Origin of the sequence: Aeromonas sp. LsrichE-8G (assembly GCF_022869435.1) — a bacterium.
Classification (GTDB): domain Bacteria; phylum Pseudomonadota; class Gammaproteobacteria; order Enterobacterales; family Aeromonadaceae; genus Aeromonas; species Aeromonas caviae.
In genome coordinates this window covers 1-11,422 of record NZ_JALIHH010000271.1, presented here as the reverse complement: position 1 = coordinate 11,422, position 11,422 = coordinate 1, and the positions used below count along the sequence as shown (strand labels likewise).

General features: G+C 60.5%; 9 protein-coding genes and 1 rRNA gene. 6 read left to right on the top strand and 4 right to left on the bottom strand.

Annotated elements, in window-relative coordinates; all coding sequences use genetic code 11:
- The first annotated feature begins 150 nt into the window (after positions 1 to 150).
- The 3 genes from MUW49_RS21005 (at position 151) to MUW49_RS20995 (ending at position 4,411) form a co-directional block, all read left to right on the top strand.
- Positions 151 to 762, top strand: coding sequence for an OmpW family outer membrane protein (locus tag MUW49_RS21005; protein ID WP_010674216.1), 612 nt, complete (start codon positions 151 to 153; stop codon positions 760 to 762).
- Between the two features lie 197 nt (positions 763 to 959).
- Positions 960 to 2,939, top strand: coding sequence for a methyl-accepting chemotaxis protein (locus MUW49_RS21000; RefSeq protein ID WP_039040116.1), 1,980 nt, complete (start codon positions 960 to 962; stop codon positions 2,937 to 2,939).
- An 8-nt stretch (positions 2,940 to 2,947) separates the two neighbouring features.
- Positions 2,948 to 4,411 (top strand): extracellular solute-binding protein, encoded by a 1,464-nt coding sequence (locus tag MUW49_RS20995; protein ID WP_244813178.1) that lies wholly within the window; start codon positions 2,948 to 2,950, stop codon positions 4,409 to 4,411.
- Positions 4,412 to 4,471: 60 nt separating this feature from the next.
- Here MUW49_RS20995 and MUW49_RS20990 read toward each other — a convergent pair whose 3' ends face one another.
- Complete coding sequence (locus MUW49_RS20990) at positions 4,472 to 5,263, bottom strand: GNAT family N-acetyltransferase (protein ID WP_043156071.1); 792 nt, start codon at positions 5,261 to 5,263, stop codon at positions 4,472 to 4,474.
- Between the two features lie 327 nt (positions 5,264 to 5,590).
- On the opposite strand from MUW49_RS20990, the gene metF reads away from it, so the two are divergent.
- Positions 5,591 to 6,487, top strand: a complete 897-nt coding sequence (gene metF / locus MUW49_RS20985; RefSeq protein WP_010674220.1) for a methylenetetrahydrofolate reductase — start codon at positions 5,591 to 5,593, stop codon at positions 6,485 to 6,487.
- 63 nt (positions 6,488 to 6,550) lie between these two features.
- Here the strand turns inward: metF and MUW49_RS20980 are convergent, their stop codons facing one another.
- Positions 6,551 to 7,615 carry a DUF3103 family protein gene (locus tag MUW49_RS20980; protein WP_244813176.1) on the bottom strand — a complete coding sequence of 355 codons (1,065 nt, stop codon included), beginning with the start codon at positions 7,613 to 7,615 and terminating at the stop codon, positions 6,551 to 6,553.
- Positions 7,616 to 7,762: 147 nt separating this feature from the next.
- Positions 7,763 to 8,914: a benzoate/H(+) symporter BenE family transporter gene (locus MUW49_RS20975; RefSeq protein ID WP_039040111.1), complete on the bottom strand. Its 1,152-nt coding sequence runs from the start codon at positions 8,912 to 8,914 to the stop codon at positions 7,763 to 7,765.
- Positions 8,915 to 9,027: 113 nt separating this feature from the next.
- Between MUW49_RS20975 and MUW49_RS20970 the strand changes: the two genes are divergently transcribed.
- Positions 9,028 to 9,600 (top strand): XRE family transcriptional regulator, encoded by a 573-nt coding sequence (locus MUW49_RS20970; protein WP_042015843.1) that lies wholly within the window; start codon positions 9,028 to 9,030, stop codon positions 9,598 to 9,600.
- Here the strand turns inward: MUW49_RS20970 and MUW49_RS20965 are convergent, their stop codons facing one another.
- Positions 9,601 to 10,797, bottom strand: coding sequence for an NnrS family protein (locus tag MUW49_RS20965; protein ID WP_244813174.1), 1,197 nt, complete (start codon positions 10,795 to 10,797; stop codon positions 9,601 to 9,603).
- A 493-nt stretch (positions 10,798 to 11,290) separates the two neighbouring features.
- On the opposite strand from MUW49_RS20965, the gene MUW49_RS20960 reads away from it, so the two are divergent.
- Positions 11,291 to 11,422: ribosomal RNA gene (locus MUW49_RS20960) — 16S ribosomal RNA — on the top strand; the annotation flags it as partial.

Sequence of the window (11,422 nt, the reverse complement as noted above, 5' to 3'; positions counted from 1 at the left end):
GCGACCAAACCAAGGTGATCGAGGTTACGGATCGAGATAGCGGGTGCGGCCATGATGATCTACCTGCAAAAGAGAGTAATAGATCAGAACGGCCGATCGCCGTCAAGCACTGAAAATAGCAAAATCAGGTGCGGAATGACGGATAATGTGATGAAAAAGATCCTTCCTCTGTTAATCGCAGCCGCTTTTGCTTCCCCCGTCGCCATGGCACATCAGGCCGGTGACATCCTGGTCCGTGGTGGCCTGGCGTTCGTCTCTCCCCAGACCAGCAGTGACAACGTGCTGGGGACGGGCGAGCTGGAGATCGACAGCAACATGCAGCTTGGCCTGACCCTCTCCTACATGTTGACGGACAACTGGGGTGTCGAGCTGCTGGCCGCGACCCCCTTCTCCCACTCGGTGTCGACTGCCGGCCTGGGTGAGGTCGCCAAGGTCAAACACCTGCCGCCGACCCTGATGGCGCAGTACTACTTCGGTGATGCCAACAGCAAGGTGCGCCCCTATGTGGGGGCCGGTATCAACTACACCACCTTCTTCGACGAGGAAGGGCGCGGTGCCCTGGCCGGGACGGATGTGAGCGTGGACTCCTCCTGGGGGATGGCGGGTCAGGTGGGCCTGGACATGGCGATCAATGACCGCTGGTTCGTCAACGCCTCCGCCTGGCTCATCGACATCGATACCGATGTACACACCGCCGTGGGCACCATCAACACCTCCATCGATCCGGTGGCCTTCATGTTCGGCGTCGGCTACCGCTTCTGATGACAAACGTGGCCGGTGCACGGCCATGACAACCAAGCATGTCTCTTTGGCCCGGCTCTGTTCGGGCCCTTTTCTGCCTGCCATGTCACGCCAACTGTGATCTGGCCCGCCATCGCGTCACGAACCGCTATTCCATTGCATCCCGCTGCCGATAACCTCGGCATTCACCCCTTTCCCCAACGAGTGAGGATGCCTCCATGGGTTTATCTATTGTGCAGCGGATCATCGCCGGCTTCGTGCTGATGCTGTTGTTGCTGGTTCTGCTCGGCTTCATCAGTATCTTGAAGATCCGGGGGATCAACGAGGGGCTCTCCCAGGTTTCTGATCGTGCCACCCCCCTGGTGATCGCGGTCGCCGGGCTCAAGGGCGCACTGCAGGACAGCAACCGCTGGGTGCTCACCTACAGAACCAGCGAGGAGGCGGCCCAGTTGCCGCAACTGGCCAGCCAGTTCAAGGCGCAGCAGGAGCGTTTCCTGGCCCAGAGCAAGGAGATGGCCCGGTTTGACGGGGTGGCCGAGGCGAGCGAGCGGTTCCGCCAGGTCGACGGGGCGACCCGCGAGTTCTACGGGTTGGCGGATCAGGTGCTGACCCAGCACGGTCAGTGGGTGGCCGCACTCGATCGGCGCCATGAACTGGAGCTGGCGTTCATCCGGCTGGAAGATACCTACCAGTGGGCCGCCGACCTGTTGTTGCAGCAGACTGCGAGCAAACGCTCCATGCGCAACAAGGCCGAACTCATCACCTCCGGCATTGCCCGGGATCTGAAAAACATCCGCCGGGCCGATGCCAAGACCGATCTCAATGAATTGGAGAAGGTGCTCGGCAAGGATATCGAGATGGCACGCAAACGGCTCGAACGGGTGCAGGTGCCCGATGACGTGAGGCAGCGTTTCATCGTCAACCTCGATCGGATGCAGGAGCTGGCCCTCGGCCCGAAAGGGTTGCTGGCGACCATGCGCAATGGCCAGCAACTGGCGGCCTCGCTGCAGTCCCTGAACCAGCAGCTCGACACCAGTCTGGTCAACAGCCTGGCGCTGCTGGACGAGATGGCCAAATCGGCGGGCAGCATTGCCAGCGCGAGCCGGGTCGGGGCGGATGACGCCGTCAGCAGCGCCAGCGCCTGGATCCTGATCGTGTCTGCCATCTCCGCGGCCGCCGCGCTCCTCATCGGTTACACCACGGCCCGCAGCATCCAGCGTCCGCTGCAACTCATCGATCGGGAGCTGGATCGCATGGCCACGGGTGACATGACCCGGCGCATCGACTACCAGAGCCGCTGCGAGTTTGGCAGCCTGACCCGCTCCATCAATACCCTGGCAGACAAGACTGGCGAACTGCTCGCCCAGATCAATGCCGGCTCGCGCCATCTGGTGGACGAGGCGAGCCGCGCCGCCGAGATAAGCGAGCGGGCCATGTCACGGGTGCAGGATCAGAAGAGCCAGACCGATCAGGTGGCCGCTGCCATCACCGAGTTGGAGGTGAGTGCCACCGAGGTGGCGCGCTCTACCGACGGCACCAAGCGCGAGGTGGACCTGGCGGACGAAGAGGCCCGCGCCGGACGCAAACAGGTGGCGACTACGCGCCAGATCACCGAACAACTGGCGGGAGCCATGGAAGAGGCGGTCGGCATCACCCACAAGCTGGGGGAATTCAGCGACAACATCGGCAGCATCCTCGACGTGATCCGCAGCATCGCCGAGCAGACCAACCTGCTGGCGCTGAACGCGGCCATCGAGGCGGCCCGGGCGGGGGACGCCGGTCGCGGCTTCGCGGTGGTGGCGGACGAGGTGCGGGCACTGGCGAACCGGACCCAGACCTCGACCGAGGAGATCCAGGCCATGATCGAGAACCTGCAAAGTTCCAGCAAGCATGTGGTGGCCGTGATGGCACGCAGCCAGGAGCAGACCCAGGATTGCGTGGCCCAGACCCGGGTGATGGACGAGGCGCTGCAATCCATTGCCGAGCGAATGAGCGCCATCAAGGCGATGGCGGATCAGGTGGCTCATGCCGCCCAGGAACAGATCTCCGTGAGTCAGGGGGTTGCCCGTCATGTCGCCGGCATTGCGGATGTGGCTTACGAGACCGAGCGGGAGGCGCGGGAATCGGCCAGCAGCAGTGAGGTGCTGGCGGATCTGGTCGCCAAGCAGCAGCAATTGATCGCCCATTTCAAGGTGTAGGAGGACTTATGGCTAACAAGTGGATCGGGGCCCTGAGTCTCCTGTTGTGTGGCCAGCTGATGGCCAGCGAGCTGGTGATAGAGAGCTGGCGCATTGATGACAAGGCCTTGTGGGAACAGAAGATCATCCCTGCTTTCGAGGCCGCCCACCCGGGTATTCAGGTGAAATTCAACGGGGTGCAGAACGTCGAGTACATGCCCACCCTCTGGGCCAGCCTCAAAGCGGGCAAGGCGGGGGATCTCATTACCTGCCGCCCGTTTGACGACTCCCTGGCCCTGTTCAAGGCGGGCCATCTGGTGGAGCTGAGCGAGATGGCGGGGATGGAGAACTTCCCGAGCTTTGCCCAATCCCCCTGGCAGACCGACAGTGGCGCCCAGACTTTCTGCGTACCCATGGCATCGGTGATTCACGGCTTCTTCTACAACAAGAAGATATTCAGTGAGCTGGGGCTGACGGTACCCCAGACCCGCGAGGCATTCTTCGCAGCCCTGGACAAGGTGAAGGCGGATGGTCGCTATGTTCCCCTCGCCGTGAGCGGCTCGGAGAGCTGGGTTGCCTCCGAGCTCGGTTTCCAGAACATAGGCCCCAACTACTGGAAGGGGGAGGATGGTCGATTGGCGCTGATCGGGGGCCAGGAGCGCTTCAACAACCCGCAATACGTCAAGGTGTTCGAGGAGCTGGCCCGCTGGCGTGACTACCTGGGGGAGGGGGGTGAGAGCCGCGACTACGCCACCACCAACGAGCTCTTCACCTCGGGCATGGCTGCCTTCTATGCGGCGGGATCCTGGGAGATTGCCCCCTTCACCGGCAAGGTGGACTTCGGTGTCATGCGCCCGCCCGTGGCAAAGCAGGGGGATGGCTGTTTCTTCACCGATCACACCGATATCGGTATGGGGATGAATCCGGCCAGCAAGAACAAGGAGGCCGCCATGACCTTCCTGCAGTGGCTGACCACTCCCCAGTTTGCCGAGCTCTATACCAACTCGCTGCCCGGCTTCTTCTCGCTCTCCAACCACTTCTTTGAAGCCACCAATCCGGCGGCCAGAGAGATGATTGAGTGGCGGGATCAGTGCGATTCCACCATCCGGGTTGCCACCCAGATCCTCTCCCGCGGCACTCCCAAGCTCGGGGATGAACTGGCCGAGGTGAGCCAGCAGGTATTGCTGGGAACCGTGGCACCCAAGGCGGCGGCCGATCGCCTGGAACAGGGGTTGAAAGGGTGGTATGCCCCCCATCAGGGCAACCAGGGCAAGGGACAGGAGTGTCAGGGTGAGGCGAGCGTGCCTGCCGTCCCTGTGTCGGGTGCCATCGGGACCGAACCTGCTGCGCCTGTGGTGCCGGATGGACAAGCGCCCTCCGGAGCAAGCGCGACCCAGCCTCCGTCAGTACCGGTGTCCGGAGCCGTCGCTCCAGCGCCTCCTGCCGAAGTGGAGGAGGCGCTCGCCAGCGAACTGGAGGGGGCACAGCCCTGATGGTTCACCATGAAGAACGGGAGGCCTTGGCCTCCCGTTCTTCATCTGCGTGATGACCTGTCATTCCCGTGGCAAGCGGCACAGGCTGCCAATACGGGCCACCGGCACGAAACCCAGAGTGCGATAGACCCGCTGGGCGTGATAGTGCTCGTCTGCCACTATGATGAGCGAACTGGCCCGTGCCAGTCCTTGGCGTGCGACCTGGCTCAGCAACAGACGACAGAGCCCCCGGTTTCGCCACTCTGCGTGCGTGCGCACCAGTTGAAAGCGTCCCAGGGTGCCGGTGAAGAAGAGTCCGCAGCTGGCAACCAGTTGATCCTGGTGCCATAACCCCCACCACTGTCCGAGCCCGTCATCGATCATGGCCTGATAGAGCTGGCGGCGTGACAAGAGATAGGGAAGATAGCGCTCCTCCGAATGGGCGGGATCCCGCTCTGCCAGCTCGAAGGCGAGCCACTGATCCCAGTCTGCCGCGGTGAACGGGCGAGCCGGGGCCAGGTCGCTGCCGGTGGGGGCTTGCCACTCCATTGCACCCAGCGCCAGTACCACGCACTCCATGTATTGGTATCCCGCCGCCACGAACCCGGCGACCCGGCTGTTCTGGCCTGCGGCGAGAGGCCACTGGAAGGTGCGGTGGCGGATACGGGGGTCCCAGCCAATCAGCCTGTCGAAACTGGCCTCGAGCCAGCCCTTGTCACGATCGCTTGGGGGAGTGGGCAGCAACAGGTAGTTGCCGAAGTAGTAGTCTGGAGAGCCCGGGGTGCGCACGGTCCAGAACGCATCATGATCCGTCACCTCGCCCTGATAGCGATCGAACAGCAGATCGGTGGCAAAACCGGGGTGATCTTCCATGATGGGGCTCCTGCAAACGCTTGAATTGCTTATCGGCAGGCGGGGAAAGAAGTTAAAAAAAGGCCGGGAAACCCGGCCAAACAATCACACGCAGATTCAGAACGTCCAGGACGATCCGCCCGCATCATAGCGTGCCTGACAGCATTTTGGGATGGGGTCGCTCATTACTTAGGTTGAATTGCAAAATAAAAAAATCGGCAATCCCCCTTGTCGCTGACAAATCGGTATTGACTTTGATCCATTTTCTCATAAAGATAGAAAGACGTTTAGACGTCCAAACATCCGTTTTGGCGTGAAGGAATGGGTTGCAGGACAGGGAGAGAGCAGATGGGATTTCACAGCGCGCGTCAGGTTGAGGCACTCAACCAGAGTTTGGCGGATCTGGGTGGCGACATATCGGTCAGTTTCGAGTTTTTCCCGCCCAACAGCGAAGGGATGGAGAACACCCTCTGGCAGTCCATCGAGCGCCTGCAGGTGCTGGAGCCCAAATTCGTCTCTGTGACCTATGGCGCCAACTCGGGCACCCGGGACCGCACTCACAAGGTGATCAAGGACATCAAGGAGCGCACCGGGCTCATCGCCGCCCCGCACCTGACCTGTATCGACGCCAGCCGTGACGAGCTGCGGACCATTGCCCGTGATTACTGGAACAGCGGCATTCGCCATATCGTGGCCCTGCGCGGGGATTTGCCCCCCGGCCTCGACAAGCCTGACATGTATGCCACCGACCTGGTTGCCCTGCTCAAGTCCGAAGCCGATTTCGACATCTCGGTCGCCGCCTATCCGGAAGGCCACCCCGAGGCCCGCAGTGCGCAATCCGACTTGCTGAACCTCAAGCGCAAGATAGATGCCGGTGCCAACCGAGCCATTACCCAGTTCTTCTTCGATGTGGAGACCTATCTGCGTTTTCGGGATCGCTGCGCCGCCATCGGTATCGATGCGGAGATCGTGCCGGGGATACTGCCGGTCTCCAACTACCAGACCCTGGCCAAGTTTGCTGGTTTCACCAATGTGAAAATCCCGCGCTGGATGCATCAGCGTTTCGAAGGGCTGGAAAACGATCAGATGACGCGCAACATGGTGGGAGCCAGCATTGCCATCGACCAAGTGCGTGTGCTGAGTCAGGAAGGGGTGAAGGATTTCCACTTTTATACCCTGAACCGCTCAGAGCTGACCTACGCCATCTGTCACACACTGGGTGTGAGGCCGAAAGGTCAGGCCTGATCCGCGGCTCTGATACAGAAAAGCCAATGAGTCTTCTCATTGGCTTTTTGTTTTGGGCGACAGTCAGGGCCGGGTTGGCTGGATCTCCCTGGGCTCGAGATCGATGACTGCATTGCCGGCGGCACCGGGATACTGGTGATAGCTCTGGTCCTGCTCCAGGGTATAGAAGGTGTCGAGGTAGTCGTCGTTGTTGATCATCCAGGAGTCCGGGAGTGCCTTGACGATACGACCGCCGAGGTCGAGGAAGGGCAGGGCCTCGGGTACGCCGCCCGCAGTGAAGCCGAGTTTGAGTGCGTCAATCAGGAGGGCGCTCAGCTCCTTGTAATTGACGTTGTCATCCTGCTCCATCATGACCACGTCGACGGCTCCCCAGCGGTAGCGATCCCAATAGACCAGGATCTGGTTGGGGGTGTAGTCGGTGTTGTCGTAGTCGAGATAGGGCATGTCGACGATATCCACCACGGGCTCGTCCCTGCCAGGATTGACCCCGGCCACGACGGCATAGACCTCGGCGGCGCCCAGCAGCCAGGGCTCCTGATCATCGTTGAGCCTGATCTTCTTGAGAATGCTGGTCTTGAGGGGCGTGGTGTTGCTGGTGGCACGGGGCGTCACCTGCATGTCGGCGGCAGCCAGCGCCTTTCGCATCACCTTCAGGCCGGCATTCTTGGCTTTGACCGGATCGGCCTCCACCACCAGTACCGGCCGCGCCGGCGGCTGGTTCACATCGAGATAGATCGGGCTGCCGGCGCTGTCGAACGCCTCGATGGCGCTCCAGCTCTTTTCGTCACCACTTGGTATGTAGGCAACCAGTGGCTCAACCCCTTGTTGCAGTGCATTCGCCTGGTCCGGATTGGCCAGCCGCAGTTGCATCAGTTCCCTGACCTCGCCATCCAGCCCTTGCCGACTGATGGCCGCCTGGTTGGCATTCCGAGCCTGGCGCTTCAGGCGCGGGCTGGCCTTTTGCAGCAGGTTGGGCAGTGGACTCTGGTATTCCTGATTGTTCAGGAGCGGCAGCAGGTTCTTCTGCTGCAGCGCGAGCTGGCGTGCCAGCTCCCGATCGGTGTCGGCAGCCTGGGTCGTGGTGGCGCCCAGCAGTGCCAGTAACAAAATGACAGCCTGATTCCTCATCTTCGTTCTCCAGTATTGAGTCTGACAACGGCGCTTGTCGGGAAGGATCTGCGCCGTTTTGTCACTAGAAAGGAATAAGGTTCATATGTGAACGCTCTTCTCAGGATTATGTGCTGCGTCTCACTGGAGTCTCCCCAGATGGTCAGGTCAGGCGCGGAGCCGGTTGACTTGATGCAATGTCACTCCGATCAGCAATCCCCAGCAGGCAGACCCGACCCCGAGCAGGGTGATCCCCGAGGCAGTCACAAGGAAAGTCAGTAGCGCGGCTTCCCGCTCCTCGTCCTGCTGCAAGGCGCTGTGCAAGCTGCTGCCTATGGTGCCGAGCAGCGCCAGCCCGGCCACGCAGGTGACCAGCACCGCAGGGAATGCGCTGAACAGGGCAACCACGGTGGCACCGAAACAGCCTGTGAGCAGGTAGAAACATCCAGCCCACACGGCAGCAGGCCAGCGTCGAGTGACATCGTGATCCACTTCCTTGCCCATGCAGATGGCGGCAGTGATGGCGGCCAGGTTGAAGGCATAGCCGCCAAACGGTGCCAGCAGCACGCCGATGAATCCGGTCCAGCCAATCAGGGAAGAAGTGGCCGGTTGATAGCCGTGGGCGCGCAGGATGGCAATGCCCGGCATGTTTTGCGAGGTCATGGTAACGAGAAAGAGCGGGAGTGCGATGCCGAGCAGGGCGTCGATGGAAAAGGCTGGCGAGATCCAGACCGGGGTGGAAAGTTGCCAGTGAACCTCGTTGAGTTGCAGCTCGCCCCTCAGGGTGCAGAGCAGCATGCCGGCCGCCAGGACCAGCACCATGGTGTAGCGGGGCCAGAGGTGGCGACCCAGCAAGAAAGCCAGTAGCAAGGTGCCAAGCAGCAGAGGATCTTGCGGTGCCACCTTGAAGAGATCCAGCCCGAACCTGAGCAAGACTCCGGCCAGCATGGCGGCCGCCAGGGGGGCGGGAATGTGACGCATCAGCCTGTCGAACCAGCCGCTGATACCGCAGAGGGTGATCAGCAGTGAAGAGATGATGAAGGCGCCGATGGCCTCCGCCAGACTGAAGTTCCCCAGGCTGGTGATGAGCAGGGCGGCACCCGGGGTGGACCAGGCCGTCAAGACAGGCATCCGGTAATAGAGGGAGAGGCCGATGCAGCTGACCCCCATGCCGATACCCAGTGTCCATAACCAGGAAGAGACCTGGGCTGCATCGGCACCGGCGGCCGTGGCGGCCTGGATGATCAAGACGACAGAACTCGTGTAACCCACCAATACGGCGATGAGTCCCGCGACCATGTGGGGGAGGGCTAGGGGCATGGGAAACTTCCTTGTGGATGCTGATAGCTTGTGCGCTATTGCGTACAATGTGGTTTTGACTATAACGCTGTGCGTTATGGCGCACAATATGGCTCAAAGAAATCGGAGAACAGATGCAGGAGATGAGTCGCTATCTGGCCCAGCGATTGAAAGGGCTGCGCACTGAAAGAGGATGGAGCCTGGATATGGCCGCCCGTGAAACGGGGGTGAGCAAGGCCATGCTGGGACAGATCGAGCGAGGTGAATCCAGTCCGACGGTGGCAACATTGTGGAAGATTGCCACCGGTTTTCGGGTCTCTTTCTCCAGTTTCATTGAGCCGACACCAGCGGCGCAGGGAGAGACGGTATACCGTATTGCCGATGATATTCGACAGCAGCCGGCGGGAGAGGGGATGCAGGTTGCCCCGCTTTTCCCCTATGAGGCCCGCTTTGGTTTCGAGTTGTTCGAACTGACCCTGCTACCTGGCTACCAGCGGGAGTCAGAACCCCATGAACCCGGGGTGACCGAACATGTCATCGTCATCAGCGGTGTGATGGAGGTGCTGGTGGACGGGGCGTGGCGTTCCCTCGATCAGGGTGAGGCCGTCCGGTTTGCAGCGGATCGTCCCCATGGCTATCGCAATCTTGGGGTCGCTCCCGCCATCTTCCACAATCTGATCCACTATCCGGCCATGGCCACGCGATGACTAGCCGGGGCGGCCATCCGCTCTGGGACTGGTCAGTATGGGGGTATAGACCCAGACAAAGAGACCGTAGGCGGCAACCCAGCTCCATCCGCTGAGGTTCCATCCCGTGAGGGTGAGGTCTGGCCAAAAGAGGGGGAGCAAGACCCGCAACAGTGCGGACAGGATGACCAGTGCAAATGCCGCCGAGATCCTGCGCCCTATCTGCAGGGCTCTGCCACTGTGTCCGAGGGATACACGGGCTATCATCCCGAGGATCATGGCCCCCATGCTGCCCGCGCTGAACAGATGGCTGGCCAGTGACAAGGCAATCGGCCAGCCAGCCGTGCGTGCCGCCAGGGCGGTCAGCCCCAGTGGGATAAAGAGGTATGCCAGGTGAAGCGACCACAGCAGGGGCTGGGCCACCGTGGTTCCGGGTCGCCAGCGCAGCTGCCTGTAGAGGTGAGCCCCTGCCGCCACTATATATAGAGGGAACATCTGGATGCCGATGACCCACTGGGTCGGGAGTACCAACCAGAGCAGCAGGATGAGCCACAGAGACGCGAGGGCAATGCGCTCCAGCCACGGCAGTGGGAGTGCTTTTTCCGCCCCAGTGGCTCTGGCGGTGAAGAAGGGAATGACACGTCCTCCCATGACGGCAATCAGGGTCGTGAAGAGGAGCACGGTTGCAAGCAGGATATGTTCCACCAGTGGCCATTCGGCATGCCACCGCCAGCAAGCGGTATTGAGCAGGGTCAACACGAGAAGCAGGGGAACAAAAAAGAGATTGCGCCACTGGCGCGTCACTATGATGGGTCTGGCGAGAAACCACGTACAGAGGGGCAACCAGGCCAGGTCCATGACCATCAGAGTGACATTGCTTTCTCCAAACCAGGGGAGCAGGCCTCTCGGGATTGCCCACAATCCCACGACCAGTGCCAGCGGCCAACCGCGTACACCTGGGTGAGCGGTCCAGTTCTGGACGGCGGTAAGCAGAAAACCCGCCACTATGGCGGCACCAAAGCCGAACAGCATTTCATGTGCATGCCACCAGATGGGGTTGGCAATCCCGGGCAGAGCGAACCAGCTGTTGAGCTGCCCCAGCCAGCCAAGCATCGCCAAAGCCGAGAACAAGGCGCCGAACAGGAAGAAAGGCCGAAACCCGAGGCGGAACAGAGGAACGATTCTCTCCTCTTTGCGGCTATCCAGGATCTGGTGCATGAATGAAACCTTAATTGAACATTTGAAAAGCCAATTATAAAGTGGCTTTTCAAATGTTCAATTTAAATCCAATGACAGCCCGAAATGGTGGTGATGCGAACGAAATAGAGTCGCTTTGCTGTATATCTGAGCGAACGGTTCTTTTCGGTGAAAAAGCCCTTGTCATCACGGCGTGGCTCCCTATAATGCGCCCCTACCAGCACGGCGGACCACGCCGAACTGATGAGCTAGCCTCCTGATGAGGTGGGCGCCGAAAGAAAAGCGAAAACAACCGCTTGACTTTCGAAGTGAGGAGCGTAAGATGCGCCTCCTCAACGCGATAAGCGTGACGCTCTTTAACAATTTGAATCAAGCAATCTGTGTGGGCACTCACAGCATCGAGCATCAAAAACAATTTTTGATTTTCAATGTCTGATGAAGTGACCAAAGCAACTTTTAGTTGCAGCAGTTAATTCAGCAATTCATTGAGCCGCCTTAATTGGCAACCAAACTTAAATTGAAGAGTTTGATCATGGCTCAGATTGAACGCTGGCGGCAGGCCTAACACATGCAAGTCGAGCGGCAGCGGGAAAGTAGCTTGCTACTTTTGCCGGCGAGCGGCGGACGGGTGAGTAATGCCTGGGAA